23 protein-coding genes are annotated in these 26,248 nt (G+C 71.7%); 9 read left to right on the plus strand and 14 right to left on the minus strand.

The window, feature by feature from the left end; genetic code table 11:
- Window positions 1–105: 105 nt before the first annotated feature.
- On the minus strand, window positions 106–336 hold the full coding sequence (locus tag ACFYY7_RS06740; RefSeq protein ID WP_388657936.1) for a (4Fe-4S)-binding protein: 231 nt from the start codon (window positions 334–336) through the stop codon (window positions 106–108).
- Window positions 337–544: 208 nt separating this feature from the next.
- On the opposite strand from ACFYY7_RS06740, the gene ACFYY7_RS06745 reads away from it, so the two are divergent.
- From ACFYY7_RS06745 to ACFYY7_RS06765, 5 genes are read left to right on the plus strand one after another with little or no spacing between them, the layout of a single operon-like run.
- Window positions 545–3,412, plus strand: a complete 2,868-nt coding sequence (locus ACFYY7_RS06745) for a nitrate- and nitrite sensing domain-containing protein (protein ID WP_388657939.1) — start codon at window positions 545–547, stop codon at window positions 3,410–3,412.
- Entirely contained in the window at window positions 3,409–3,846 is a 438-nt protein-coding gene (locus ACFYY7_RS06750; RefSeq protein ID WP_266729143.1) for a roadblock/LC7 domain-containing protein, read from the plus strand. Before ACFYY7_RS06745 ends, ACFYY7_RS06750 begins: the two co-directional genes overlap by 4 nt.
- Window positions 3,843–4,247, plus strand: a complete 405-nt coding sequence (locus ACFYY7_RS06755) for a DUF742 domain-containing protein (protein WP_388657943.1) — start codon at window positions 3,843–3,845, stop codon at window positions 4,245–4,247. The genes ACFYY7_RS06750 and ACFYY7_RS06755 overlap by 4 nt, the downstream gene beginning before the upstream one ends.
- Before the next feature lie 6 nt (window positions 4,248–4,253).
- Window positions 4,254–4,823, plus strand: a complete 570-nt coding sequence (locus ACFYY7_RS06760; protein ID WP_388657946.1) for an ATP/GTP-binding protein — start codon at window positions 4,254–4,256, stop codon at window positions 4,821–4,823.
- 50 nt (window positions 4,824–4,873) lie between these two features.
- Entirely contained in the window at window positions 4,874–6,007 is a 1,134-nt protein-coding gene (locus ACFYY7_RS06765) for an FAD-dependent monooxygenase (RefSeq protein WP_388657948.1), read from the plus strand.
- A 64-nt stretch (window positions 6,008–6,071) separates the two neighbouring features.
- On the opposite strand, the gene ACFYY7_RS06770 is transcribed toward ACFYY7_RS06765, so the two are convergent.
- Both ACFYY7_RS06770 and ACFYY7_RS06775 read right to left on the minus strand, forming a co-directional pair.
- A complete protein-coding gene (locus tag ACFYY7_RS06770; RefSeq protein ID WP_388657950.1) occupies window positions 6,072–6,473 on the minus strand; it encodes a RidA family protein in 402 nt (133 codons plus the stop codon).
- Entirely contained in the window at window positions 6,470–7,597 is a 1,128-nt protein-coding gene (locus ACFYY7_RS06775) for an acyl-CoA dehydrogenase family protein (RefSeq protein WP_388657953.1), read from the minus strand. Before ACFYY7_RS06775 ends, ACFYY7_RS06770 begins: the two co-directional genes overlap by 4 nt.
- Before the next feature lie 257 nt (window positions 7,598–7,854).
- Here ACFYY7_RS06775 and ACFYY7_RS06780 point away from each other — a divergent pair, with 257 nt between their 5' ends.
- The 3 genes from ACFYY7_RS06780 to ACFYY7_RS06790 all read left to right on the plus strand — a co-directional run bounded on the left by ACFYY7_RS06780 (window position 7,855) and on the right by ACFYY7_RS06790 (window position 10,778).
- On the plus strand, window positions 7,855–9,456 hold the full coding sequence (locus tag ACFYY7_RS06780) for an AMP-binding protein (RefSeq protein ID WP_388657955.1): 1,602 nt from the start codon (window positions 7,855–7,857) through the stop codon (window positions 9,454–9,456).
- Between the two features lie 72 nt (window positions 9,457–9,528).
- Window positions 9,529–10,350 (plus strand): GNAT family N-acetyltransferase, encoded by an 822-nt coding sequence (locus tag ACFYY7_RS06785; RefSeq protein ID WP_388657958.1) that lies wholly within the window; start codon window positions 9,529–9,531, stop codon window positions 10,348–10,350.
- Complete coding sequence (locus ACFYY7_RS06790; RefSeq protein ID WP_388657961.1) at window positions 10,347–10,778, plus strand: hypothetical protein; 432 nt, start codon at window positions 10,347–10,349, stop codon at window positions 10,776–10,778. The genes ACFYY7_RS06785 and ACFYY7_RS06790 overlap by 4 nt, the downstream gene beginning before the upstream one ends.
- On the opposite strand, the gene ACFYY7_RS06795 is transcribed toward ACFYY7_RS06790, so the two are convergent.
- Both ACFYY7_RS06795 and ACFYY7_RS06800 read right to left on the minus strand, forming a co-directional pair.
- Window positions 10,765–13,077: a bifunctional salicylyl-CoA 5-hydroxylase/oxidoreductase gene (locus tag ACFYY7_RS06795; protein ID WP_388657963.1), complete on the minus strand. Its 2,313-nt coding sequence runs from the start codon at window positions 13,075–13,077 to the stop codon at window positions 10,765–10,767. The genes ACFYY7_RS06790 and ACFYY7_RS06795 overlap by 14 nt on opposite strands.
- Window positions 13,078–13,081: 4 nt before the next feature.
- Complete coding sequence (locus ACFYY7_RS06800; RefSeq protein ID WP_266729152.1) at window positions 13,082–13,909, minus strand: enoyl-CoA hydratase family protein; 828 nt, start codon at window positions 13,907–13,909, stop codon at window positions 13,082–13,084.
- Window positions 13,910–14,215: 306 nt separating this feature from the next.
- Between ACFYY7_RS06800 and ACFYY7_RS06805 the strand changes: the two genes are divergently transcribed.
- On the plus strand, window positions 14,216–14,647 hold the full coding sequence (locus ACFYY7_RS06805) for an ATP-binding protein (RefSeq protein ID WP_356079727.1): 432 nt from the start codon (window positions 14,216–14,218) through the stop codon (window positions 14,645–14,647).
- Between the two features lie 10 nt (window positions 14,648–14,657).
- Here the strand turns inward: ACFYY7_RS06805 and ACFYY7_RS06810 are convergent, their stop codons facing one another.
- The 9 genes from ACFYY7_RS06810 to ACFYY7_RS06850 form a co-directional block, all read right to left on the minus strand.
- Entirely contained in the window at window positions 14,658–16,100 is a 1,443-nt protein-coding gene (locus tag ACFYY7_RS06810; RefSeq protein ID WP_388657967.1) for an amino acid permease, read from the minus strand.
- A 201-nt stretch (window positions 16,101–16,301) separates the two neighbouring features.
- Window positions 16,302–17,318, minus strand: coding sequence for an ornithine carbamoyltransferase (gene argF, locus ACFYY7_RS06815; RefSeq protein WP_388657970.1), 1,017 nt, complete (start codon window positions 17,316–17,318; stop codon window positions 16,302–16,304).
- A 114-nt stretch (window positions 17,319–17,432) separates the two neighbouring features.
- Window positions 17,433–18,665 carry an arginine deiminase gene (locus ACFYY7_RS06820; protein ID WP_388657973.1) on the minus strand — a complete coding sequence of 411 codons (1,233 nt, stop codon included), beginning with the start codon at window positions 18,663–18,665 and terminating at the stop codon, window positions 17,433–17,435.
- 159 nt (window positions 18,666–18,824) lie between these two features.
- Window positions 18,825–21,389: a polynucleotide kinase-phosphatase gene (locus ACFYY7_RS06825; RefSeq protein WP_388657975.1), complete on the minus strand. Its 2,565-nt coding sequence runs from the start codon at window positions 21,387–21,389 to the stop codon at window positions 18,825–18,827.
- A complete protein-coding gene (locus tag ACFYY7_RS06830) occupies window positions 21,386–22,885 on the minus strand; it encodes a 3' terminal RNA ribose 2'-O-methyltransferase Hen1 (protein ID WP_388657978.1) in 1,500 nt (499 codons plus the stop codon). Before ACFYY7_RS06830 ends, ACFYY7_RS06825 begins: the two co-directional genes overlap by 4 nt.
- Before the next feature lie 137 nt (window positions 22,886–23,022).
- Window positions 23,023–23,946, minus strand: a complete 924-nt coding sequence (gene mmuM, locus ACFYY7_RS06835; protein WP_388657980.1) for a homocysteine S-methyltransferase — start codon at window positions 23,944–23,946, stop codon at window positions 23,023–23,025.
- 25 nt (window positions 23,947–23,971) lie between these two features.
- Entirely contained in the window at window positions 23,972–24,895 is a 924-nt protein-coding gene (locus ACFYY7_RS06840; protein ID WP_388657982.1) for an LLM class F420-dependent oxidoreductase, read from the minus strand.
- A 58-nt stretch (window positions 24,896–24,953) separates the two neighbouring features.
- Window positions 24,954–25,574, minus strand: a complete 621-nt coding sequence (locus tag ACFYY7_RS06845; protein ID WP_388657985.1) for a DUF6099 family protein — start codon at window positions 25,572–25,574, stop codon at window positions 24,954–24,956.
- Between the two features lie 123 nt (window positions 25,575–25,697).
- A complete protein-coding gene (locus ACFYY7_RS06850; protein WP_388657988.1) occupies window positions 25,698–26,087 on the minus strand; it encodes a nucleotide pyrophosphohydrolase in 390 nt (129 codons plus the stop codon).
- Window positions 26,088–26,248 lie beyond the last annotated feature (161 nt).

Here is a 26,248-nt window from a genome sequence, read left to right on the forward strand (position 1 = left end):
TCCCGGGTTCGGGTGATACGTAACGGGCGAACAGCACTCAATACAGATATATCGCCGACCGTGCCTCACCCGTACGGCGCGCCGCGCCCCCGCCGCGCGGTGGGTTCACCCGTGCTCGCCGCAGACCCCGCTGGGGCAGCGGTGGATGACGTCGGCGATGTCGTAGGCCGGGGCGCCGTCGGGCCGGATCCACGGCTTGCGGCCGGTGTCGAAGACCGACGGGAGTCCGCGTACGCATTCGGCGGCGTGCAGGCAGCGGTGCACGTCGTACTCGACGGTGATGCCTTCGCCGTCGTACGACCTGGCCGCGGGGCGCGGCGGCTGTTCGGTGGCCACCGGTGACCTTCCTGGGTCGGTTCATGACTCCGCGGGGACGGTTCAAGCGTCCCCCTTGCCTCCCGGCCCGCTACTCGGAACGGGACGGCCCCGGCTCTTCCGCAGCATGATGGCGAAGCTGTGTGTGATCGGTAATGCCCGTGTGAGCCCGCTTCCTTTTCGTTTTTTCACTGTGACTAATATCTATGTGTCGAAGTTCTCAACGGATTTGACCAGTCCTGAGGCTGGCATCATCAAGGAGCACGCCCTGCGCACGCGCGCCTCACGGCGGACCGCACCGGCCACCATGTCGCTGCGGACAGCCCTGCTCGTCCTGGCCATCGTTCCCGGCGTCGCACTGGCCGCCCTCTGGGCCGTCACCAGTGGTCAGACCCTGCTGGACTTCCAGCGCCAGGCCGCCCAGGGGCAGTTGGCACAGAAGGCCGGCCAGCCGTCCAACATCGTGTACTACAACCTCCAGGCGGAGCGCCGGCTCAGCGCCGAGGCGCTCGCCCGGCACGAGGGCGCCACCGACGAACTCCAGCGGCAGCGCAAGCTGACCGACGACGCCGTCAAGAGCTTCCAGACGCTCTCCGACGTGGCCACCGACGACGCACCCGCCGAGGTCCGTGACGCGGTCGGCAAGGCCCGGGAGGCCATCAACCAGCTCCCGGCCCAGCGCGCCCTCGTCGACGACGGCGGCAGCGACCAGCAGAAGGCCGTGTACGGCTACTACACGGATCTGATCGCGGTCGACCTCCAGCTCTTCGCGGCGCTCAGCCATGTCGACAACGGCCGGATCACCACGCTCTCGCAGCCCCTGGTCGACCTGTTCTGGACCAAGGAGATGATCTCCCGCTCGGACGCCCTGCTGGCGCGCGGCTGGTCCAAGGGGAAGCTGAGCACCGAGGACCTCAAGCTGGTCCGGGAGGCCGTCTCCGGCCAGGAACTCCAGTACTCCACCAAGGTCGTTCCCCAACTGCCCCCGGACGAGAAGGCCATGTGGGAGGAGATCACCCGCAGCTCGGCCTGGAAGACCAAGACGCGGGTGGAGAACGACGTACTGCGCCCGGCCGATGCCGACGCGAAGGGGTTCGTCACCCTCGGCGCCCAGGAGAAGACCTGGCGCGGGGCGTTGGACGAACTCACCCCGCAGATCGAGAAGCTCCTTGAGCACCGCACCGCCAGTGTGGTCGAGGAGGGCAAGGGCAGCGTCATGTCGCTGCTGTTCAAGATGGTGCTGACCACGGTCGTCGGCCTGCTGGCCGTGATCGCGGTCATCTGGACCACCTGGCGCCTCACCCGCAACCTCCGCCGCCGGATCGGCAGCCTCCAGGAGCGGGCCGAGGAGCTGGAGAAGGCCCTGCCGGACGTCGTCGAGCGGCTCGCCCAGGGCGAGCGGATCGATGTCGAGGCCGAGGCGCGGGCCATCGAGCCCGACGGCAAGGACAGCCGCAGCGACGAGCTGACCCAGCTCGGCGACGCGCTCAACCTGGCGCGCACCAGTGCGCTGGCCGCGGCCGTCAAACAGGCCGACCAGCACCGCGGCTTCGAGCGGCTGCTCCAGCGCATCGCCCGCCGCACCCAGCAGTTGATCGGCCAGCAGCTGAAGAAGCTGGACGAGCTGGAGCGCAAGCACGAGGACCCCGAGGTGCTCGACGGCCTCTTCGACCTGGACCACCTCACCGCCCGACTGCGGCGGTACGAGGAGAACCTGGTGATCCTCGCGGGCGGTTCCCCGCACCGGCGCTGGCGCAAGCCGGTTCCGCTGCTGGACGTGATGCGTTCCGCCCAGGGCGAGGTGCAGGACTACCGGCGCGTGGTGCTGGATCTCGACGGCAGCCCCTGGCTGTCGGAGCGGGCCGTCGGCCCGGTCTCCCATGTGCTCGCCGAGCTCATCGAGAACGCGCTCAGCTTCTCCCGGCCGCCGAGCCCGGTCGAGGTCAGGGCTGCGAAGGTGAGCCGCGGTCTGGCCATCGAGGTCGAGGACCGGGGACTGGGTATGGAGGAGGACCAGCTGGCGGCGGCCAACGAACTGATGGTCCGGCCGCCCCGGATGGACGTGCTCGCCCACTCCGACGACATCCGTCTCGGCCTGTACGTGATCGCTCGGCTCGCGGACCAGCACGGCCTGCGGGTGGAGTTCCGCTCCTCCGCGTACGGCGGCACCCGCGTGGTCCTGCTCGTCCCCGACGAGCTGACCGTCCCCGAACCGCGTACCGGCCCGGTCGGCGTGCCGGCCCCGGCCGCCGCCCCGGCTCCCTCCGCCCCTTCGGCCGACGGCGCGCTGCCCACCCGCGTACAGGGCCAGGCGCTCGCCGGAGTCACCGCGCTGCACACGTCAGGCGCCCCGTACGCCACCACCGAGCAGCCGTTCCCGGCCGCCGAACAGCCCTACCCGGTCCCGGAACCGGAGCCGTACCGGCCGGAGCAGGAACAGGAGCAGCCGTACGTGCCGCCGTACGCTCCGCCGGCCGCGCCGTACGCCGCTCAGGAGAGCCCGTACGGCCAGGCGGAACAGCCGTACATGACGGCCGCCGGACAGTACCCCGTGGACCAGCCGCCGTACCCGGCGCCCGAGGGCCGGTACCCCGGTGACCAGGAGCCGTTCGCGACTCCGCAGCAGCCGTACCCGGCTCCGTACGCCTCCGCCCCCGGGGCGGACCGCGCGGCGCCCCTCCCGGTTCCCGCGCCCCGGCTGTCCGAGCCGGAAAGCGTCCCGCCCGCCCGGCTGCCGGTGTCGGAGCCCGACCACCCGGCCCCGCCGGACGTGGCGGCCATCCACGCCCGGGACGCGGGGCCCGGGTCCGACCGGCCCGCCCTCCCCGCGCCCGGTGCGGAGCCCCCGTTGCCGCGCCGGGTACGGCAGGCCAGCCTGGCCGACGAGCTGCGGCTCGACCCGGCGGCCTCCCGGCCCGCCGCACCGCAGCCGCCGGACCGGCCCGAGAACCCGCAGCCGCGACCGGCGCCACGCCGGGCCGGAGCCGCGATCGGGGCGTTCCAGCGCCGGTCCCGTGCCGCCCGCGCGACCGACGAGGCACCGAAGCAGCCTGCACCGCCAGCGATCCCGCTCCCCACGAGAGAAGAACGGCCATGACACGCACAACCGCCACCCACCAGGATCTCGACTGGCTGCTCGACGGCCTGGTGGACTCGGTGGCCGAGACCCAGAACGCCGTCCTGCTGTCCGACGACGGACTCGTGGTGAGCCACTCGCGCACCATCGACCGCGCCGACGCCGAGCGGCTGGCCGCCATCTGCACCGGCCAGCAGAGCCTGGCCCGCGGTGTCGGCCAGCTCTTCAACGGCGGCGGCGTGCACCAGGTCATCGTCGAGCTGAACGACCTCTGGCTCTTCATCATCGCGGCCGCCCAGGGCACCCACCTCGCCGTGATCGCCTCCCAGGAGGTGGACGCCGAGATCATGTCGCTCGCCATGCACAACCTCGTGCAGCAGGTCGGCCAGAAGCTCACCACGCCGGCCCGCGGCGGGTTCGACGCCTTCGGTACCGGGGACGGGCAGCGGGCGTGACCCCGTACTGGGAGGACGAGGCCGAGGAGGACGGGGCGGGCACGATGGTGCGCCCGTACACCATCACCCGGGGCCGGACCGCTCCCGAGCGGGACGACTTCAGCCTGATCACCGTGCTCACGACCGCGCAGGACCCCCGCGACGAGCACGGTGCGCCGGTGCGGCCCGGGAGGCTCCAGCCGGAACACCGGATGATCCTGGAGCGCTGCCGCCACCCGGCCGCGGTCGCCGAAGTCGCCTCCGACCTCGGCCTCCCGGTGTCGGTGACCAAGATCCTGCTGGCCGACCTCGTCGCCCAGGGCCTGCTGCTCGCCCGCGCCCCGCTCTCGGTGGCGCGGGTGGCGGGCGGGCGCGACATGGGGCTGCTGGCCGCCGTACGTGACGGACTCCGGAGACTCTGAACCAAGATGACAAGCAGTCAGGCGGCCCCCGCCGCCGTCAAGATACTTATCGCCGGAGGCTTCGGCGTCGGCAAGACCACCCTGGTGGGCGCGGTCAGCGAGGTCGCGCCACTGCGCACCGAGGAGTACCTGACCAAGGCCAGCATCGGGGTCGACGACCTGGCCGGTGTCGGCGAGAAGGACACCACCACCGTCGCACTGGACTTCGGCCGCATCACGGTCAGTCCCGAGCTGGTGGTCTACCTCTTCGGCACCCCCGGCCAGGAACGCTTCTGGTTCATGTGGAACGACCTGGTCAACGGGGCGCTCGGCGGCGTGGTGATCGCCGACACCCGCAGGCTGGAGACGAGCTTCGCCTCGATCGACTTCTACGAGAGCCGGGACATCCCGTTCGTGGTCGCGATCAACTGCTTCCACGGCCACAACACCCGTACCCCGGAGGAGATCAGGGCCGCTCTCGACCTCGACCCGCACGTGCCGCTGCTGATCGGTGACGTCCGCGAGCGCCCGTTCGGCCGGGACGTGCTGCTGGCCCTGGTGGACCACCTGATGAGCCTGCCCGTCGCGGCCGGCTGACCGTCCGCCCCGTAACTCCCCGCACCTTTCTCGCTCTGGAGACACCTGAGATGGCAACACCCCTGCGCGTCCTGATCCACGGCGGCGGCATCGGCGGGCTCACGCTCGCCACCGCACTGGCCCGGCGCGGCCACACCGTCGAGGTCGCCGAGCTCCGCGACGAGCTGGACGCGCTCGGCGTCGGCATCATCCAGCCGTCCAACGCCCTGCACGTCATGCGGGAGATCGGGGTCCTCGACGACTGCCTGGAGGCGGGCTTCGAGTGGGAGATCCTGACCATCGCCGACCCGGCCGGCAACACGCTCGCCGAGATACCCCAGCCGCGGATGGGCGACGCCCCCTCCAACAACGGCATCCCGCGCCCCGCCCTGGCCCGGGTGCTGAACTCCGCCGCCGTCGCCGCGGGTGCGAAGATCCGCTTCGGGACCACCATCACCGAGCTGACCGACGACGGCTCCGGTGTGGACGTCACCCTGTCCGACGGCTCCTCGGGCCGCTGGGACCTGGTGGCCGGCTTCGACGGCATCGGCTCGCCGCTGCGCACCCGGCTCTACGGGGACCGCTACACCCCCGAGTACACCGGCTTCGCCAACTGGCGGGTGACGGTCCCCAGGCAGCCGCAGGTGCGGGGCGTGGTGATGGGCACCGCGGGCAAGGAAGCCAAGGCGCTGCTCACCCCGATCACCGAGGAACTGATGTACCTGGGCGCGGTGTTCGCGGAGTCCGAGGACTTCCGGCCGGACCCGGAGCGGGCCCACGAGCAGCTCACCGAGCGGCTGGCGATGTTCTCCGGTCCGGTCGCCGAGGCGCTCGCCACCGTCACCGACCCGGCCTCGGTGGTGTACTCGCGGATCTCCCAGGTGACGGTCGAGGAGCCGTGGCACGTCGGCCGGGTCGTCCTGGCCGGTGATGCCGCGCACGCCTCCACCCCGCACATCGCCCAGGGCGCCGCGATGGCCGTGGAGGACGCGCTGGTGCTGGCCGAGTCGCTGGACGCCGGGTCCGGCGTGGCCGAGGCGCTCGAAGCGTGGGAGGCACGCCGCCGCCCCCGGGCCATGTGGGTGCAGGCCATGTCGCGTGCGGTGCTCAAGCAGGAGACGGGCAACGAGACGACGCCCGACGAGGACGAGCTGCTGAAGGTCGGCATTCCGGGCGCCGCCCACGTACTGGTGAAGCCGTACTGACCCTCGCTGAAGCGCCGTCCGCCGCACGCGTACGGGCCCGGTTCGCCGGGCCCGTACGGTGCGTTCACGGCAGTACCGCCACCCCGTCGATCTCCACCAGGGCCTGTTCGTCCCAGAGCCTGGCCACACCGATGACGGCCATGGCCGGGAAGTCGCGGCCCGCCAGCCGCCGCCAGATCCGGCCCAGTTCGGCGGAGTTCTCGCGGTAGTCGGCCACATCGGTGGCGTACACGGTGACCCGGGCGAGGTCCGCCGGGGCGCCGCCCGCCGCGCGCAGCGCGGTGAGCAGATTGGTGAGCGCGGTGGTGAACTGCTTGGGCAGGCCGTCACCGACGATCTTGCCGTCCTCGTCGAGGGCGGTCTGCCCGGCCAGGAAGACCAGTTGGCTGCCGGTGGCCGTGACGGCGTGCGAGAAGCCCGTGGGCGGGGACAGCTCGACGGGGTTGATCCGGTGGACCGGACTCATGCGGAAGCCTCCCGGGTCGCGTACAGCTCCTTGGCGATGATCGTGCGCTGGACCTCGCTGGCGCCCTCGTAGATCCGTGGCGCGCGGACCTCCCGGTAGAGGTGTTCCAGGAGGTGGCCGCGGCGCAGGGCGCGGGCGCCGTGCAGCTGGACGGCGGTGTCGACGACGTACTGCGCGGTCTCGGTGGCGTACAGCTTCGCCATGGCGGCCCGGCCCGGCACCCCGGACTCCCCCGCGTCGTACGCGGCGGCCGCCGCGAACACCAGGAGCCGGGCGGCCTCGGTCCGGGTTGCCATCTCGGCGACCTGGTGGGAGACGGCCTGCAGGTCCTTCAGCGGGCCGCCGAACGCGGTGCGGTGCGTGGTGTGTTCCACGGCGGCGTCGAGGGCGGCGCGGGCCATGCCGACGGCGAACGCGCCGACGCTGGGACGGAAGAGGTTGAGGGTGTCCATGGCGACCCGGAAGCCCCGGTCCGGTTCGCCCAGGACGTCGTCGGGTGTGACCGGGACACCGTCGAAGGCCAGGGCGCCGATGGGGTGCGGCGAGAGCATGTCGAGGGCGGTGCCGGTCAGTCCGGGGCGGTCGGCGGGGACCAGGAACGCGGTGATGCCTCGGGAGCCGGCGCCCTGGGCCGTGCGGGCGAACACGGTGTAGAAGTCGGCCTCCGGCGCGTTGGAGATCCAGCATTTCTCGCCGGTCAGCCGCCAGCCGCCGGCAGTGGGTTCGGCTCTCAGGGCGAGGGCCGCCGCGTCGGAGCCCGCGCCCGGTTCGCTGAGCGCGAAGGCGGCGACGGCGCGGCCCGCCCGCACCTCGGGGAGCCAGCGTTCGCGGTGGGCCGGGGTGCCCGAGCGGAGCAAGGGGTGGGTGCCGAGACCCTGGAGGGCCAGCGCGGTCTCGGCCTCGGTGCAGCCGCGGGCCAGGGACTCGCGGAGCAGGCAGAGATCGAGGGCTCCCGAGCTCAGCATCCGGTCGAGCAGGCCCGACTCGCCGAGTGCGGCGATCAGCGGGCGGTTGACGTGGCCGGGGTCGCCCTTCTCGGCGAGGGGGCGCAGTTGCTGCTCGGCCAGGGTTCTTAGCTCTTCACACCAGGCGGTCTGTGCCGGATCGAGTGAGAATGCCGTCATACGGGCGCCCTTCTGGTCGCGTCTCGTCTTCCTGGTCTCTCGTTCCCGCTTTTCCGGTCTCTCGTTCCCGTTTTCCCTGTCCCTCGTTCCCGTTTTTCCCGTCCGTTTTCCTGCCCGCGCTTCCCATCCGTTCGATGTCCCGTTTCCCGTCCGCCCGTTTCCCGTCCGCCCGTTTCCCGTCCACCCGGTCTATCGCGGACCGTTGACTACCGTCACCCAAACGATACGCTCCAGAGGCGACAAGGGGGCGAGCCGTCATGGACCCGAAGACCTCAGCGCACGTCGACACCTTCGCCAGGGAGCACCTGCCACCGCAGGACCAGTGGCCGCAACTGCTCTTCGGCCTTCCCGAGCTGCACTATCCGGACCACCTCAACTGCGCGGCGGAACTGCTGGACCGTACGGCCGACCGCTTCGGCCCCGACCGCCCCGCCTTCCGCACCTCGGACGGCGCGGTGTGGAGCTACCGGGAGCTGCGGGAGCGGGTGGACCGGATCGCCCATGTCCTCACCTCCGATCTGGGGGTCGTACCCGGCAACCGCGTCCTGCTGCGCGGCGCCACCACCCCCCATCTGGCCGCCTGCTGGCTCGCGGTGCTGAAGGCCGGCGCGATCGCCGTCACGGTGCTGGACCGGCAGCGGTCCGCCGAGCTGTCCACCATGTGCTCCATCGCTCGGGTGAGTCACGCGCTGTGCGACGCCCGCGCGGTCGACGACCTGGTGAAGGCCGAGGTGCCGGGGCTGCGCATCACGGCCTACGGGGGCGACGCCCCGGACGATCTGCTGCGCCTGGCCGAGGCCAGGAGCGGGCCGTACGAGGCCGTGCGGACGGCGGCGGACGACGTCGCGCTGATCGCGTTCACCTCGGGCACCACCGGACGCCCGAAAGGGTGCATGCACTTCCACCGGGATGTGCTCGCCATCGCCGACACCTTCTCGGCCCATGTCCTGCGGCCCACCCCCGACGACGTGTTCGCGGGCAGCCCGCCGCTCGGCTTCACCTTCGGGCTCGGCGGTCTGGTGGTCTTCCCGCTGCGGGCCGGTGCCAGTGTGCTGCTGCTCGAACAGGCCGGCCCGGCACAGCTGCTGCCCGCGCTGGCCGCCCACCGCGTCTCGGTGCTGTTCACCGCGCCGACCGCCTACCGCGTGATGCTCGACCACATGGACCACCACGATCTGAGCGCGCTGCGGCGCTGCGTCTCGGCCGGGGAGAACCTCCCCGTCGCCACCTGGCGCGCGTGGCACGAGCGGACCGGGCTGCGGATCATCAACGGCATCGGCGCCACCGAGCTGCTGCACATCTTCATCTCGGCCGCCGACGAGGCGATCCGCCCCGGCACCACCGGGATCCCCGTCCCCGGCTGGCAGGCCCGGGTACTGGACCGCGACGGCCGCCCGATGCCGGACGGGGAGCCCGGACTGCTCGCGGTACGCGGCCCGGTCGGCTGCCGCTATCTCGCCGACGAGCGCCAGCGGGACTACGTGGCGCACGGCTGGAACATCACCGGGGACACCTACGTGCGGGACCCGGACGGCTACTTCCGTTACGTGGCCCGCGCCGACGACATGATCATCTCCTCCGGCTACAACATCGCGGGCCCGGAGGTCGAGGACGCCCTGCTGCACCACCCCTCGGTGGCCGAGGCCGCGGTGGTGGGCCGGGCGGACGAACTGCGCGGCCAGATCGTGGTGGCGTACGTGGTGCTGCGCGAGGGCGCGGAAATGGCGGCCGACGAGCTGCGCGCGTACGTGAAGGGCGAGCTGGCCCCGCACAAGTGCCCGCGCGTCGTCGAGTTCCTGCCCGCCCTCCCCCGCACCGCCACCGGCAAACTCCAGCGCTTCCGGCTGCGGGCCGACTGAACCCTCCCGCTGCGGGACGACTGAACCGGAAATCCGGGTGCCGCGCTCCCCGCGCGCCCGGCAGGATGAACCATGCCCTGGTCCTTCACCGACGACGTCGACGTCTTCCTCGACGCGGCCGGCTCCTCGCCGGCCGCCCGCCCCGCCGAGAACACCCTGGTCCTGACGGTCACCGAGACCCTGCGGCGCCACGGCCCGCATGCCTACGGCGACGCCGCCCCGCTGCTCGCCTGGTGGCGCGGGGCGGACGGCGAGGTCGCGGGGACGCTGGTGCAGACGCCGCCGTACCCGCCCCTGCTGGGGTCCGTCGCCCCGGCGGCGGTCGGTCCGCTGGCCGCCGCGCTCCCGCTGACCCGGATCAACGCGGACCGGGCCACCGCCGAGGCGCTCGCCGCGACCTGGCCCGGTCACCGGGTCGACGAGGAGCAGCGGCTCTACCGGCTGGCGACGCTGATCCCGCCCTCCCCGGCCCCGCCGGGACGGCCCAGGGCCGCGGCCGTCGCCGACCGGGAGCTGCTGGTGCGCTGGGTCCGCGACTTCGCCGAAGGGACCGGCCAGTCAGGTGCCCACGCCGAGCGGCTGGTGGACGAGCGCACCGCGTCCGGCGGGCTGACCCTCTGGGAGGACGACGGCGTCCCGGTGTCGATGGCGGGCGTCTCCCCGCGACTCGCAGGCATGGTGCGGGTCGCGACGGTCTACACCCCGCCGGAGCGCCGCGGCCGGGGCTACGCGGCAGCGGTGACGGCGGAGATCAGCCGGGCGGCGAGGGAGGCCGGCGCGCGGGAGGTGCTGCTCTTCACCGACCTGGCGAACCCCACCAGCAACGGCGTGTACCGGCGCATCGGCTACCGGGCGGTCTCGGACCGGCTGCTGATCAGTGTGGTGGAGCGGTGAGCGCGGCGCCCGAGCCGGTCTGGCTGGTCGCCGCGAACGTGGTGCTGTGGCGACGGTACGGGGATCTCGGCCAGGAGCTGCGTCCGGGCACGAAGGCGTACCGGGGCGGGGCGAAGGTGTATGTCGTCGACACCTATCCGGGGATGGGAAACCAGCAGCTGACCACGGTGGGGTACGGGCGGCACACCGGTCACTGGATCACCATCGACACGGGGACCCGCCATCTGCACACCTTCCGGGCCCAGTTGGTGTACGCCCCGGCCGTGCTGAAGCGGTGCGACGGCCGGGGGTCCGGTACCCGGGAGGAGGCCGAGGAGCTGGCCGCGCTGCTGGAGCGGATCGCCCGCGAGGAGCGGCACGCCCACCACGCGGCCCCGCACCCGGACCGGTGTCTGTGCCACGAGTGCCTGCCCGTCACTCCAGGGTGAGCCGGGGCTTCGGCGCGTCCGTGCGGCCCGTCGGCGGGGTGCGGCTGCCCGCGCGGTACGGGAGCGGCCAGGGCGCGCCCGGTCCTTCGTAGCCCTGCTCGGCCGCCGCGTGCAGGGTCCACTGCGGGTCGTAGAGGTGGGGGCGGGCCAGGGCGCAGAGGTCGGCCCGGCCCGCGAGCAGCAGGGAGTTGACGTCGTCCCAGGAGGAGATCGCGCCGACCGCGATGACGGGCACGCACAGGGTGTTGCGGATCCGGTCGGCGTACGGGGTCTGGTAGGAGCGACCGTACTCGGGGTGCTCGTCGGGGACGACCTGGCCGGTGGAAACGTCGATGGCATCGGCCCCGTGGGCGACGAAGGCGCGGGCGATCTCGACGGCGTCCTCGGCGGTGGTGCCGCCCTCGGCCCAGTCGGTGGCGGAGATCCGGACGGTCATGGGCCGGTCGTCGGGCCAGTCGGCGCGGATCGCGTCGAAGACTTCCAGGGGAAAGCGGAGCCGGCCGCGCAGGGAACCGCCGTACTCGTCGGTGCGGTGGTTGGTGAGCGGCGAGAGGAAGCCGGAGAGCAGGTAGCCGTGGGCGCAGTGCAGTTCGAGCAGGTCGAAGCCGCAGTGGGCGGCGCGCCGGGCCGCCGCCGCGAACTGCTCGCGCACGGTGTCGAGCCCGGCCCGGTCCAGGGCGTGCGGGACCTGGTTGACGCCGGGTGCGTACGGGATCGGGGAGGCGGCGGTGAGCGGCCAGTTGCCGTGGTCGAGGGGCTGGTCGATGCCTTCCCACATCAGCTTGGTGGAGCCCTTGCGTCCGGAGTGGCCGAGCTGCACGCCGATGGCCGTGCCGGGCGCGCTCGCGTGGACGAATTCGGTGATCCGGGTCCAGGCGGCGGCCTGTTCGGGGGTGTAGAGGCCGGTGCAGCCGGGGGTGATGCGGCCCTCGGCGCTGACGCACACCATCTCCGTCATGACGAGTCCGGCGCCGCCGAGCGCGCGGGCGCCCAGGTGGACGAGGTGGAAGTCGCCGGGGACGCCGCCGGTGGCCGAGTACATGTCCATGGGTGAGACGACGACGCGGTTGCGCAGTTCGAGGCCGCGCAGCCGCAGCGGGGTGAACATCGGCGGGACGCCCGGGGCGCAGCCGAATTCCTCCTCGGCGGCGGCGGTGAAGGTGGCGTCGCGCAGCCGCAGGTTGTCGTGGGTGACGCGGCGGCTGCGGGTGAGGAGGTTGAAGGCGAACTGGCGGGGCGGCTGGTCGACGTAGGTACCGAGCTCCTCGAACCAGTGCAGGCTGGCGGCGGCGGCCCGCTGGGTCGACTCGACGACCGGGCGGCGCTCGGCCTCGTACGCGGACAGTGCGCTCGGCAGGTCGGGCTGTTCCTCGATGCAGGCGGCGAGGGCGAGGGCGTCCTCGACGGCGAGTTTGGTGCCGGAGCCGATGGAGAAGTGCGCGGTGTGGGCGGCGTCGCCGATGAGGACCGTGTTGCCGTGCGACCAGTGGGCGTTGACGACGGTGCGGAAGGTGAGCCAGGAGGAGTTGTTGGAGCGCAGCGGGCGGCCGCCGAGCGCCTCGGTGAAGATCTTGGCGCAGCGCAGCGTGGAGTGCTCGACCTCGCAGGTGTCGAATCCGGCGGCCCGCCAGACCTCCTCGCGCATCTCGACGATGACGGTGGAGGCGTCGGCCGAGAAGGGGTAGCCGTGGAGCTGCATCACCCCGTAGGCGGTCTCGGCGGTCTCGAAGCGGAAGGCGTCGAGGGCGAAGTCGGCGGCGAGCCAGATGTAGCGGCAGCGGTGGGTGGTGAGGCGGGGGCCGAAGGTGGCGGCGTGGGCGGTGCGGGTGAGGCTGTGCACCCCGTCGGCGGCGATCACCAGGTCGTGGGTGGCGGCCAGCTCGGCGGCCGGCGGTGCCTCGGTGCGGAAGCGGAGGCGTACGCCGAGGGAGTCGCAGCGCTCGTGCAGGATCCGCAGCAGCCTGCGTCTGCCGAGCGCGGCGAAGCCGTGGCCGCCGGACGTCTGGGTGACGCCGCGGTGGACTATGTCGATGTCGTCCCACCGTACGAATTCGCTCTGGAGGGCCCGGTACACGACGGGGTCGGCGTGTTCGATGCCGCCGAGGGTCTCGTCGGAGAGGACGACGCCGAAGCCGAAGGTGTCCTCGGGGGCGTTGCGCTCCCAGACGGTGATGTCGCGTTCCGGGTCGAGCCGCTTGAGCAGGGCGGCGGCGTAGAGCCCGCCCGGCCCGCCGCCGATGACCGCGATGCGCCGTACGCCGGTTCGGGCCGCGTCGGCCGGATTCGCCTCGGACGGCATCGCGCTACCTGCCCCGCCACTTCGGGGGCCGCTTCTCGGTGAAGGCGGCATGGAATTCGGCGTAATCCTCGCCGTGCATCAGCAGGGCCTGGGTGGCGGCGTCCATCTCGACCGCGGCGGCGAGCGGCATGTCGAGTTCGGCGGTGAGCAGGGCCTTGGTCTGGGCGAGGGCGAGGGCGGGTCCGTCGGCGAGGCGGCGGGCGAGCGCCGCCGCGCGTACGTCCGCCTGCCCCTCGTCGGTCAGCTCGCTGATCAGCCCGATCCGCTCCGCTTCGGGTGCCCGGACCGGTTCGCCGAGCATCAGCAGCCGGGTGGCATGGCCGAGGCCGACGACGCGTGGCAGCAGGTAGGCGGCGCCCATGTCGCCGCCGGACAGGCCGACCCTGGTGAACAGGAAGGCGAAACGGGCCGACGGATCGGCGACCCGGAAGTCGGCGGCCAGCGCGAGAACGGCCCCCGCACCCGCCGCCACCCCGTGTACGGCGGCGATGACGGGGAAGGGGGTCTCACGGAGGGCCCGCACCACCTGCCCGGTCATGCGGTTGAAATCGAGGAGCTGGGCGGTGTCCATGGCGAGTGTCGCGCCGATGATGTCGTCGACATCTCCGCCGGAGCAGAATCCCCGTCCCTCCCCCGCGAGCACCAGGGCACGCACGCTGCGTTCGCGGGACAGTTCGGCGAGCAGATCGCGCAGGTCGGCGTAGGCACCGAAGGTGAGCGCGTTGAGTTTCTCGGGCCGGGCGAGCGTGACGGTGGCGACCCCGTCGTCCGTCGTCAGCCGCAGATGGCGCCAGTCGTCCGTGTGCGGGGCGGAGCTGGGAAACGGGCTCATGGAGGGGGCTCCCCTTCAGCCGTCGGGCCGCTGCCTGCCCTCGAACTTATCACTCGTACGTGACTTCCGTCACGAGCACGCAATACGTGGAGCGTGACAACGCAGTGGCCAACGTCCCTTTCATACCGGTCGGCAGGCCCTTGTCTGTGTCGTTGCGGTTCGTAAGGTTGAAACGGAGAAGTCTTGACCGCCAGAGAGTCCCGCATCCGTGCGGACCACCGGAGAGTCCGCCCGCATCCGTGCGGACCGCCGAAGAGTCCGCCCGCACCCGTGAACCCGCCCCCACCCCGGAACGGAAACCATGCCGTGCCCCCCGATGTCCCCCTCCCCGCCTCCTGGCGGATCGCCCTGCCGCACTCGACGGCGGCCGTGCCGATCGCCCGCGCCCTGATCCGTACCGCGCTCTCGGACATCGACGCACCGGCCGACAGCGACACCGCCGAGCTCCTCACCGCGGAGCTGGTCGCCAACGCGGTCGAGCACACCCGGAGCGACGAGCCCATCGAACTGGTGGTGGAACTCCTGCCGACCGGCTGCCAGGTCGAGGTCCACGACCGTGACCCCGCCCCGCCGACCGGCCTGTCCTTCCCCCCGCCCGGCGGCGAACCGGACCCCTGGCAGGAGCACGGCCGGGGCCTGCTGCTGATCCGTACGCTCAGCTCGTCCTGCGGACACCGCACGACGGAGCGCGGCAAGGCGGTGTGGTTCACCCTGCCGTCCCTCACGCCTCAGAGCTGAAGCGCCGCCCTCAGCCGGTCGCTCCGGCGCCGGCCAGCCGGGAGCGGCTGCGGCCGTAGAAGGCGTACACCGCCCAGCCGACGGCCAGGAAGACCGCGAACTGCACCCAGGTCGCCCAGCCCGTCCCGTACATCAGATAGAGGCAGAAGCCGACGCCCAGGAGCGGGCTCAGCGGATAGAGCGGCACCCGGAACGAGCCCTTCACCTCCGGGTTGCGGCGCCGCAGCACGATCACCGCGAGGTTCACCGCGACCATGGTGGCCAGTGCGCCGATGGTCGTCAGGTTCACCACCACGTCCAGCGACGAGAAGGCCGCCGGGACCGCGAAGACCGACGCCACGATCCAGGTGTTGGCGACCGGCGTCGCCGTGCGCGGGGAGACCCGCTCGAAGACCCTCGGGATCAGTCCGTCCCGCGACATCGACATCAGGATGCGCGTCTGCCCGTACATCACCGCGAGCACGACGGACGCGATCGCGACGACCGCACCGAAGGCGATGATCCCGCCGCCCACGGTCGAGTCGGTGACCTGGTCGACGACGATCGAGAGCGCCGCCGGCTGGTCGGCCACGGCCTTCGGCCCCAGCGCGCCGATGGCGGCGAGCGCGACCGCGCAGTAGAGCAGGGTGACCAGCCCGATGCAGACCATGATCGCGATCGGGATGTTCCGCCGCGGGTTCCTGACCTCTTCGCCCGCCGTGGTGATGGCGTCGAAGCCGATGTACGAGAAGAACGCCAGCGACGCACCGGCCGTGACCCCGCCCGCGCCCTGGGCGAAGAACGGCGTGAGGTTGCCGTTCTCGAAGGCCGTGAATGCGATGGCGCAGAACGCGACCAGGATGGTGATCTTGAGGACCGCCATCGCGGCGGTGGCCCCGGCACTCTCCCGCACGCCGCGCGCCAGCAGGGTCGCGGCCATCATGACCACCAGGACGGCGGGCAGATTGATCACGCCGCCGTCACCGGGTCCCGCCGAGAGGGCGGCCGGGAGCTGCACGCCGAACAGGCTGTCCAGCAGCTCGTTGACGTACTGGCTCCAGCCGACGGCGACCGCGGAGAGCGAGACGCCGTACTCCAGCAGCAGGCACCAGCCGACGAGGAACGCGACGCGTTCACCGAGGGTCGCGTAGGCGAAGGAGTAGGAGCTGCCGGAGACCGGGATGGCGCTGCCCAGCTCGGCGAAGGAGAACGCGGTGAAGATGCAGGTGATCGCGGCCAGCACGAAGGAGAGCACGACGGCGGGGCCCGCCTCGGCGACGGAGTCGGAGAGGCCGACGAAGATGCCGGTCCCGACGACGGCGCCGACACCGAAGCACACCAGCTGGAAGAGCCCCATGGTGCGCTTGAGGCCGTGCCCCTCCAGGTCGGCGCCGGACTCGGCGATCAGCTGGTGGGGGCTCTTGATGCGCGGCCCGGACGGGTGCGGGGGCCTCGGTGGGCGCAGCGGACTCACGGGGATGGTCTCTTCTCTGGTGGAGCATGTGGGGGGGTGTGCGCCCGGGACTGTGGGGGCTCCGGTGACGCTCAGAAAAAATGGGGTTCGAGCGTGCGAGCTCGAACCCCACCAAGGAGCGACATATTAGTCGCCTTCACGCATGTTCACCCAATCGGGCGCATGTCCATGCAGCGAATCGGGCGTATGCCCATGCAGCGATCAGCCCTTGACCGCCGGCGGCGCCATGGTCGCCACCAGAACGGCCTTGATCGTGTGCATCCGGTTCTCCGCCTCGTCGAAGACGACCGAGTTCGCCGACTCGAAGACCTCGTCGGTGACCTCCAGCTCCGTCAGCCCGTGGTCGGCCTCGATCTGCCGCCCGATCCCGGTGCCCAGGTCGTGGTAGGCCGGGAGGCAGTGCAGGAACTTCACGTCGGCGTTGCCGGTGGCACGGAGCACGTCCATGGTCACGCTGTACGGCGCCAGGGCCTCGATGCGCTCGGCCCACACCTCCTTGGGCTCACCCATGGAGACCCAGACGTCGGTGGCGACGAAGTCGGCACCCTTGACGCCCTCGGCGATGTCCTCGGTGAGGGTGACGGTCGCACCGCTCGCGTCGGCCAGCCGGTGGGCCTCGGCGACGATCCGTTCGGCGGGCCAGTACGCCTTCGGCGCGACGATCCGGACGTCCATGCCCAGCAGGGCGCCGGTGATCAGGTAGGAGTTGCCCATGTTGAACCGGGCGTCGCCGAGGTAGGCGAAGGCGATCCGCTCCAGCGGCTTGTCGCTGTGCTCGGTCATGGTGAGGACGTCGGCGAGCATCTGGGTGGGGTGCCAGTCGTCGGTGAGCCCGTTGAAGACCGGCACGCCGCCGTGGGCGGCCAGCTCCTCCACGGCCGCCTGGCTGTCACCGCGGTACTCGATGCCGTCGAACATCCGGCCGAGGACGCGGGCCGTGTCCTTCACCGACTCCTTGTGCCCCAGCTGGGAGCCGGAGGGGTCCAGATAGGTCGTGGAAGCGCCCTGGTCGGCGGCGGCCACCTCGAAGGCACAGCGGGTGCGGGTCGAGGTCTTCTCGAAGATCAGCGCGATGTTCCTGCCGCGCAGCCGCTGCTCCTCGGTCCCCGACTTCTTGGCGCTCTTGAGCTCGGCCGCGAGCTCGATCAGGCCGCGGAACTCCTCGGCCGTGAAGTCCAGCTCCTTGAGGAAGTGGCGGCCTGTGAGGTCTATGGCCATGGGACAGCTCCTGGGTCGGGCGACGATCGCACATACAGTGACCCTGGAAGTCTATACGACACCATGCATCGCTATACGGTGCGGTCGGTTCGCGCCCGCACCTGTCCCCACCCCCTACACCGGGTCGCGCACCACCGGACAGCTCATGCAGCGGGGGCCGCCCCGGCCCCGGCCGAGTTCACTGCCCCGGATCTCGATGACCTCGATGCCCTCCTTGCGCAGAAAGGTGTTGGTGGTGGCGTTGCGCTCGTACGCGACGACGACACCCGGCTCGACGGCCAGCACATTGCAGCCGTCGTCCCACTGCTCGCGCTCGGCGGCGTGCACGTCCTGGGTGGCGGTGAGGACCCGGATCGACTCCAGCCCCAGGGAGTGCGCGATCGCCTGGTGCATGTGCTCGGGCGGATGGTCGGTGACCTTCAGGTCCCGGGGCCCCGCGCCGGGCTCGATGGTGTACGAGCGGAGCATGCCCAGGCCGGCGTACTTGGTGAAGGTGTCGCCGTCGACCATCGTCATCACGGTGTCGAGGTGCATGAACGCGCGGCGCTTGGGCATGTCGAGCGCCACGATCGTGTGGGCCGAGCCGGCGTCGAACAGCCCGCGGGCCAGCATCTCCACCGCCTGCGGGGTGGTGCGCTCGCTCATCCCGATGAGGACGGCGCCGTGGCCGATGACCAGGACGTCGCCGCCCTCGATGGTGGACGGGTAGTCGTCCTGCCCCTGGGACCAGTGGTGGAAGGCGCCCGCTTCGGGCCCGGTGAACAGGGGGTGGTGGCGGTAGATCGCCTCGAAGTGGACCGTCTCGCGCTGCCGGGCCGGCCAGCGCATCGCGTTGATGGACACCCCGTCGTATATCCAGGCCGAGGTGTCCCGGGTGAAGAGGTGGTTCGGCAGCGGGTCCAGCAGGAAGTCGTCCAGGTCCATGACGTGGAAGCGGACGGAGACCGGCTCGCCGTGCCCCGCCAGGAACTCCCGCTTGGTCATGCCTCCGACGAGCGCCTCGGCCAGCTCCGCGCTGGGCAACTCCTCGAAGGCGGCCCGCAGATACTCGGTGGCGAGCGGTCCGTACTCCTTCTCCTCGAAGACCCGGTCCAGCACGAGCCGTCTGGCCACCGGGATGTCCAGCGACTCGCGGAGCAGATCACCGAAGAGGTGCACCTCCACTCCGCGGTCGCGCAGCACGTCCGCGAAGCCGTCGTGCTCCTGGCGGGCCCGGCGCACCCAGAGCACGTCGTCGAAGAGGAGCGCGTCCTTGTTGCTGGGGGTGAGCCTCTTCAGTTCCAGATCGGGGCGGTGCAGGATGACGCGGCGCAGCCGCCCGGCCTCGGAGTCGACATGGAATCCCATGCCTCCATCCTCACCGTGTGCGGGCCGGTGAACCCTGCGAATCGCCAGTGGGTTCTGCGTTGATCCCTCCGCACAACCCACCGGCGATCGTCCGCGGAACCCCCCGACGATCGCTCCGCGGAACCCACCGGCGACCCCGTGCCGCCTTCGCGCCTCCCCTCAGAGCCGTGGGTCGACCGGCTCCGACTCCAGGGCCAGCACCGCGAACACCGCCTCGTGGACCCGCCACAGCGGCTCACCGTCGGCCAGCCGGTCCAGCGCTTCGAGTCCCAGCGCGTACTCCCTCAGCGCCAGCGACCGCTTGTGCCCGAGGAACCGTCCGCGCAGCCGCTCCAGATTTTCCGGGCGGGTGTACTCGGGGCCGTAGATGATCCGCAGGTACTCCCGGCCGCGCACCTTGATGCCCGGCTGGACCAGCCTGCCCTTGCCGTCCCGGACCAGCGCGGCGAGCGGCTTGACGACCATGCCCTCGCCGCCGCGCCCGGTCATCTCCAGCCACCAGTCGACACCGGCGCGCACCGATGCCTCGTCCCCGGTGTCGACGACGAGCCGGCGGGTGACCTGGAGGAGCCCGGTCGGGTCGTGCTCGACCAGCCGGTCCAGCCAGGCCAGCTGCTCGTCGTGCGGTACTGCGGCCAGCGAGCGGCCCTGCACGGCGAGGATCTGGAACGGCGCGAGCCGCACCCCGTCCAGGCCCTGGGTGGACCAGCAGTACCGGCGGTACGTCTCGGTGAACGCGGCGGCGTCCTCGGCCCGCCCCTGCTGGCGCTCAGCGAGCGGACCGACGTCCACCCCTCGGGCGGCCGCCGCCGCGAGGGCCGCGTTGGCCTCCGGGAGGACGGCGCCGGACGCGGCACCGACGGCGGCGTACTGCGAGCGCAGCAGCCCGGCCGCCTTGAGGGACCAGGGCATCAGCTCGGCGTCGAGGAGCACCCAGTCGGTGCCCCACTCCTCCCAGAGCCCGGCAGCGGTGACGGCGGTGCGCAGCCTGCCGAGGATCACCTCGGTGAGTGCGGCGTCGTCGAGGAACGGGCGTCCGGTACGGGTGTACAGCGCCCCGGTCGGACCGCTCGCTCCACCGGAGGTGGGCCCGGCGCCGAACCGCTCACGGGCGGCGGCCGCGTCACGGCAGACCAGGGCCACCGCGCGCGATCCCATGTGCTTCTCCTCGCACACGACCTTGGCCACGCCGTCCGCCCGGTACTGCTCGAAGGCCTCGGCCGGGTGCTCCAGATAGCCGTCCTCGCGCGAGGTGGCGGTGGGCGCCATGGTCGGCGGGAGGTAACCGAGCAGCTGGGGGTCGACGGCGAACCGGCTCATGACTTCGAGCGCGGCGGCTGCGTTCTCCTCACGGACCGCGATGCGGCCCATGTGCCGGGTCTCGACGATCCGCCGGCCCTGCACATCGGCCAGGTCGAGCGGCCGTCCCTCCCGGCCGCCGGGTGCCTCCGTGGCCAGCGGCTTGGCCGGCTCGTACCAGACCCGCTCGGCCGGTACGTCGACGAGTTCGCGCTCCGGCCAGCGCAGCGCGGTCATCTTCCCGCCGAAGACCGCCCCGGTGTCCAGGCAGATGGTGTTGTTGATCCAGGAGGTGTTGGGGACCGGGGTGTGGCCGTAGACCACGGCGGCACTGCCGCGGTACTCCTCCGCCCAGGGGTAGCGCACGGGCAGGCCGAACTCGTCGGTCTCGCCGGTGGTGTCCCCGTACAGGGCGTGCGAGCGGACCCGTCCGGAGGTGCGGCCGTGGTACTTCTCGGGCAGGCCGGCGTGGCAGACGACGAGCTTGCCGTCGTCGAGCACGTAGTGGCTGACGAGCCCGTCGATGAACTCCCTTACCTGCTCGCGGAAGGCCGGGTCCTTCTCGTCCTCATTCTCCAACTGCTCGATGGTCTCGGCGAGTCCATGGGTGTGCTGGACGTTGCGGCCCTTGAGGTAACGGCCGAGCTTGTTCTCGTGGTTGCCCGGTACGCACAGGGCGTTGCCCGCCGACACCATGGCCATGACGCGGCGCAGCACTCCGGGGCTGTCGGGGCCGCGGTCCACGAGGTCGCCGACGAAGACCGCCGTACGCCCTTCGGGGTGCGCGCCGTCGACGTAACCGAGCTTGCCGAGCAGGGACTCCAGCTCGGAGCTGCAACCGTGGATGTCGCCGATGATGTCGAAGGGACCGGTGAGGTGGCGCAGGTCGTTGTAGCGGCGCTCCAGCACCACTTCGGCGTGCTCGGCCTCTTCCTCGGTGCGCAGGATGTGCACCTTGCGGAAGCCCTCGCGCTCCAGGCCCCGCAGCGAACGGCGCAGTTCGCGGCGGTGGCGCTGGATGACGTGGCGCGGCATGTCGGCGCGGTCGGGGCGGGCCGCGTTGCGCGCGATGCAGACCTCTTCGGGCAGGTCGAGGACGATCGCGATGGGCAGCACGTCATGGCTCCTGGCCAGCTGGACCAGCTGCTTGCGGCTCTCGGACTGGACGCTGGTGGCGTCCACGACGGTCAGCCGCCCGGCCGCCAGCCGCTTGCCGACGATTGTGTGGAGTACGTCGAAGGCGTCCCGGCTGGCGCTCTGGTCGTTCTCGTCGTCGGCGACCAGGCCGCGGCAGAAGTCCGAGGAGACGATCTCGGTGGGCTTGAAGTGCCTGCGGGCGAAGGTGGACTTGCCGGAGCCGCTGGCCCCGATGAGGACCACGAGGGAGAGGTCGGTCACCGGCAGGGTGCGTGCGGTACTGGTCATGCGGCGTTCGCCTCCTTCTCGGTCCGGGTCCCGCGCCGCTGCGCGGTCCCGTCTGCCGCGGTCATCGTGAACACGGCCATCTGTGTGGGCGGTCCCACCTCGGGGTCGTCCGTCCCCACGGGGACGAAGCCGACTTCGTATCCGTGCCGCTCGGCCACTTCGCGGGCCCAGTCGCGGAATTCGGCCCTGGTCCATTCGAACCGGTGGTCGCCGTGGCGCACCTGCCCGGCGGGCAGGGTCTCCCAGCGGACGTTGTACTCGACGTTCGGCGTCGTCACGAGGACGGTCCGCGGACGGGCCGAACCGAACACGGCGTACTCCAGCGCGGGCAGTCGCGGCAGGTCGAGGTGTTCGATCACCTCGCTGAGCACCGCCGCGTCGTACCCCTTGAGCCGCTTGTCGGTGTAGGTGAGCGAGCCCTGCCGGAGTGTGACCCTGGCTGCCTGCCGCTCTCCCATCCGGTCCAGCTTCAGCCGCCTTGACGCGATGGTGAGGGCACGCATGGAGACATCGACGCCGACGATCTCGGTGAAGGCCACGTCCTTGAGGAGTGCCTGCACCAACTGGCCCTGGCCGCAGCCCAGGTCGAGGACCCGGCTCGCGCCGGCAGCCCGCAGCGCTCCGAGGACTGCGGCGCGCCGCTGCTCGGCGAGCGGGACCGGCTTCTCCTCGGTGTCGGTCGTCTCGTCCACCGCGTTGTCGATGCTCTCGACTTCGAGGTCGTCCGACTCCGCTAGCCGCACCAGTTCGAGCTGCTGCATCGCCTGCCGGGTCAGCCCCCAGCGCCGGGACAGATAGCGGCTGGTGATCAGCTTCTGCTCGGGGTGGGCGGCGAGCCAGCCCTCGCCCGCCCGCAGCAGCTTGTCCACCTCGTCCGGTGCGACCCAGTAGTGCTTGGCGTCGTCAAGCACCGGCAGCAGCACGTACAGCTGACGCAAGGCGTCCGCCAGCCGTAGCTCTCCTTCGAGCACCAGGCGTACGTACCGGGAGTCCCCCCACTCCCGGAACTGCTCGTCCAGCGGTACGGCCACGGCTTCCACGCTCGTCCAGCCGAGCGGCCCGAAGAGCTTGCGCACCAGCTCCGCACCACCGCGGGCCGGCAGCGCGGGCACCTCGATCCGCAGCGGCATCGGTGCCCGCGCGCGCTCGGGCAGTGCTCGGCACACACCGTTCAGCGCGGACTTGAAGACCGCGCTCATGGCGACGGACAGCAGCGAGGACGCCGCGTACGGGCGGTCGTTGACGTACTGCGCGAGCGCCGCGTCGGGAGCGCCGCCCCGGCCCTTGCCCTTGCCGCGGCGCACCAGCGCCACGGGATCCACTTCCAGCAGGAGCGCCGCGGTGCAGCGTTCGGCGGATGCTTCGGGGTAGAAGACATGCGCGGTGCCGTGTGAGGTGGAGAACGTCTGCGCCTTCTCGGGATGCTTGTGCAGCAGAAAGCCGAGGTCGGTCGCTGGACGTTCCGGGTTGCCGGTCGCACTGATTGTCAGGAACACACGTCCGAGTATGGTCCGCTCCACTTGCCCCCCACCAAGTATTTTCCCGTGTCCCGGGCATCTGCCCGGCCGACGCTCCGGGCCGGCCGGGCGGCGCGGCGCCCGCCCTGCCGGTCCGCTTCCACTTCCGCGCCCGCTCACGTCGGCCCGCCGGCCCCCGCGGCGCCGAGCAGCCCGGCCAGTTCCGCGATGGTGTCCGGGCCGACCCGGCAGCAGCCGCCGATCAGCCGGGCCCCGCCGTCCTGCCAGGCCCTTGCTCCGCCCGGGTCGAACGTGGCGGCGCCGGCCCATCCCCGGGCCCCCGCGTCCCACCCCTCACCGCTGTTCGGGTAGACGACGACCGGCTTCCCGGTCACCTCGGCTGCCACCCGCACCGCCCGGTCCGCATCAGCCGGATCGCAGCAGTTCACCCCCACGGCCATCACCTCGTCGTGCCCCCGGACCAGCCCGAAGGCCGTCTCCAGCGACTGGCCCGCCCTGGTCCGGTCACCCGCCACGCTGTACGAGAGCCAGACCGGCAGCCCGCACCCCCCGACCGCCCGCAGCAACGCCTCGGCCTCGTCGACGTCCGGCACCGTCTCCAGCGCCAGCGCATCGGGCCCGGCGGCGGCCAGCGCCTCGATCCGGGGCCGGTGGAACCGCTCCAGTTCCCGGCCGGTGAGCCCGTACCGGCCCCGGTACTCGCTGCCGTCCGCCAGCATCGCCCCGTACGGGCCGACCGAAGCGGCGACCCAGACATCCCGCTCCACCGCACCGGCGGCCCGCCGCGCCAGCCGGACACTCAGGGCGAACAGCTCCGCCGCCTCCGCCCGTCCGATCCCCCGCCGTGCGAACCCCTCGAAGCTCGCCTGGTATCCGGCCGTGATCAGCACCTGCGCACCCGCACGCACATAGGCGGTGTGGGCCGCCTCGATCTGGTCGGGCCCGTCGGTCAGCAGCCGGGCCGACCACAGGGCGTCGGACAGATCGCAGCCCTGCGCCTCCAGTTGGTTGGACAGCCCCCCGTCGAGCAGGACCGGCCCTGCCGCGAGGGCCCTGGCGAGCGAACGGGCGGGGTGCACAGGTGACTCCTTCCGTCGTTGGTCCTCAGCCGAGCTGGGACTGGACCTGGGCGGAGATCAGCTCCAGGTGATCCAGGTCGTCCAGGTCCAGGACCTGGAGGTAGATCCGGGACGAGCCGATCGCACCGTACCGGCCGATCTTGTCGACCACCTCGGCGGGCGAGCCCGCGAGCCCGTTCGCCTTCAGCTCCGCCACCTCACGCCCGATGACGGACGCGCGGCGCGCCACCTCGGCGTCGTTCCTGCCGACGCAGACCACCAGGGCGTTGGAGTACACCAGGTCGTCCGGTTCGCGGCCGGCTGTCCTGGCCGCCTCCATGACCCGTCCGAACTGCTTCTCGCTGTCCTCCAGCGACGCGAAGGGGATATTGAACTCGTCCGCGTAGCGGGCGGCCAGTCGCGGTGTACGCGTCGCACCGTGACCGCCGATCAGCACCGGCACCCTGGCCTGCGCCGGCTTGGGCAGCGCAGGCGAATCGGTGAGCTGGTAGTAGGTGCCGTCGAAGCTGAACGTCTTGCCGGTCTCCGTCGCCCACAGCCCGGTGATGATCTCCAGCTGCTCCTCCAGCCTGCCGAATTTCTCCTTGGGGAACGGAATGCCGTAGGCCTTGTGCTCCTCCTCGAACCAGCCCGCGCCGAGGCCGAGTTCGACGCGCCCGCCGGACATCTGGTCGACCTGCGCGACCTGGATGGCGAGCACGCCGGGGAGCCGGAAGGTCCCCGCCGTCATCAGCGTGCCGAGCCGGATCCGCTTGGTCTCACGCGCCAGCCCGGCCAGGGTGATCCACGCGTCGGTCGGGCCGGGCAGCCCGTCCCCCGGCCCCATGCGGAGGTAGTGGTCGGAACGGTAGAAGGCGTCGAAGCCGAGGTCCTCGGTCGCCTTCGCGACGGTGAGCAGGGTGTCGTAGCTCGCCCCTTGCTGGGGCTCGGTGAAGATTCGAAGATCCATGCATCCATCCTGCACCTCCGGACAGCCCTCGCCCGCCTCCCGCGGCCTGACCGCCCGGTCACTCCCGGAGCCCCGCGCGACCGCGGCCGACCGCGCCCGTACCCGCCGGTCCACCGACGCCGCCGACCGCGCCGTACGAGCCGTCCGCACCGCACGGGCCATGCGCACCGTACGCGCCATGCGCTCCGTACGGGCCGTCCCGCCCCCGGCCGCGCTCCAGATCCTGCTGCCGTTCCCTGTCGTGCTCGTCGAGGCGGCGGAGCATTCCATGCACCCGGTCCATCGACTCGTCGGCCGCGTCGATCGCTTCCATGCACTGCCAGTACAGCCCCTGCTCATCGGTCTCGCAGGCGACCCCGACCAGGGCCATCCCCACCTCCCCGAGCAATGCGCCCAGCCCCGTCAGCGTCGCCCGGGGTTCGGCGAGCCCGGAGAGCTGCGCGGCCCGCGCCACCCCGGCCCGCGCCGCCGGATGGTCCAGCGACCCGCTGCTCCGCCCCCCGATCTCGCTCAGCCCGCGTGCCTCGCCCCGTAACTCCTTGGGCCCGTCGGCGGCCAGGCGGCTGCCGATCGCCTGGGCCAGCGCCTGCGCCTGCCAGGCCTCCGCGATGATGTCCGGCGTCCCCCTGCTCTGAGCCAGAGCACGCCGGCTGACTCCCACAAGCCGTTCCGCTTCCATGCGTTCCCCCGTCCGTACGAAAAGCCGCTCACCTCATCCATTACCCACAGTGAGGTCACCGGTACCGAAAAGCCAGGGGAATTCGGAAATCTGTGGACAGAAAATCGATTGTGGACAAGTTGATCACTCCGAAGAGTGACGATCGCCGGATTCCGTGGACTCATGGCGCTCCGGCGCCGGGAATCGGGACTCGTTCCGGTCGATCTTCTCCGACAGGGCCGCGAGCGCGTCGATCCCCAACACCTCGCAGAACTGCAGCAGATACGCGAGGACATCCGCGACCTCGTCCGCCACCCGGTGCGCGGTCCCGGGCCGCTCCATCACCCGCGCCGACTCCTCCGGCGTCAGCCACTGAAAGATCTCGACCAGTTCGGCCGCCTCGACGCTCAGCGCCGACGCCAGGTTCTTCGGCGTGTGGTACCGCTCCCAGTCCCGCGCGGCCGCGAACGCGGCGAGCCGTCGCTGAAGGGTCCGTACATCGAGTTCCGACACAGCTCGCGGCTCGACCTGCATACTGTCCCCTCTCCTCATGCCCCCTGGGCCGCCGTGGGGCCGTGCTCACCATTCGGGTCGCCCTCGAACGCGCTGTGGCCGGCCTCCCGCGTGCGCTTCTCGCCGCTCGGCATCAGGTGAGTGTAGGTCCGGCAGCGCGAAGCCGGGATCGTGGCACCCCA

The sequence above is a fragment of the Streptomyces sp. NPDC001933 genome (genome assembly GCF_042890955.1).
GTDB lineage: Bacteria > Actinomycetota > Actinomycetes > Streptomycetales > Streptomycetaceae > Streptomyces.

Bases quoted from the DNA above. Each gene is read 5' to 3' on its own strand.
- ACFYY7_RS06845 (WP_388657985.1), bottom strand. From the start codon at position 25,574: ATGGAAGCGGAACGGCTTGTGGGAGTCAGCCGGCGTGCTCTGGCTCAG.
- ACFYY7_RS06760 (WP_388657946.1), top strand. From the start codon at position 4,254: ATGACAAGCAGTCAGGCGGCCCCCGCCGCCGTCAAGATACTTATCGCC.
- ACFYY7_RS06770 (WP_388657950.1), bottom strand. From the start codon at position 6,473: ATGAGTCCGGTCCACCGGATCAACCCCGTCGAGCTGTCCCCGCCCACG.
- ACFYY7_RS06800 (WP_266729152.1), bottom strand. From the start codon at position 13,909: ATGAGCCCGTTTCCCAGCTCCGCCCCGCACACGGACGACTGGCGCCAT.
- ACFYY7_RS06765 (WP_388657948.1), top strand. From the start codon at position 4,874: ATGGCAACACCCCTGCGCGTCCTGATCCACGGCGGCGGCATCGGCGGG.
- ACFYY7_RS06820 (WP_388657973.1), bottom strand. From the start codon at position 18,665: ATGGGATTCCATGTCGACTCCGAGGCCGGGCGGCTGCGCCGCGTCATC.
- ACFYY7_RS06840 (WP_388657982.1), bottom strand. From the start codon at position 24,895: ATGGATCTTCGAATCTTCACCGAGCCCCAGCAAGGGGCGAGCTACGAC.
- ACFYY7_RS06850 (WP_388657988.1), bottom strand. From the start codon at position 26,087: ATGCAGGTCGAGCCGCGAGCTGTGTCGGAACTCGATGTACGGACCCTT.
- ACFYY7_RS06775 (WP_388657953.1), bottom strand. From the start codon at position 7,597: ATGACGGCATTCTCACTCGATCCGGCACAGACCGCCTGGTGTGAAGAG.
- ACFYY7_RS06795 (WP_388657963.1), bottom strand. From the start codon at position 13,077: ATGCCGTCCGAGGCGAATCCGGCCGACGCGGCCCGAACCGGCGTACGG.
- argF (WP_388657970.1), bottom strand. From the start codon at position 17,318: ATGGCCATAGACCTCACAGGCCGCCACTTCCTCAAGGAGCTGGACTTC.
- ACFYY7_RS06750 (WP_266729143.1), top strand. From the start codon at position 3,409: ATGACACGCACAACCGCCACCCACCAGGATCTCGACTGGCTGCTCGAC.
- ACFYY7_RS06785 (WP_388657958.1), top strand. From the start codon at position 9,529: ATGCCCTGGTCCTTCACCGACGACGTCGACGTCTTCCTCGACGCGGCC.
- ACFYY7_RS06825 (WP_388657975.1), bottom strand. From the start codon at position 21,389: ATGACCAGTACCGCACGCACCCTGCCGGTGACCGACCTCTCCCTCGTG.
- ACFYY7_RS06780 (WP_388657955.1), top strand. From the start codon at position 7,855: ATGGACCCGAAGACCTCAGCGCACGTCGACACCTTCGCCAGGGAGCAC.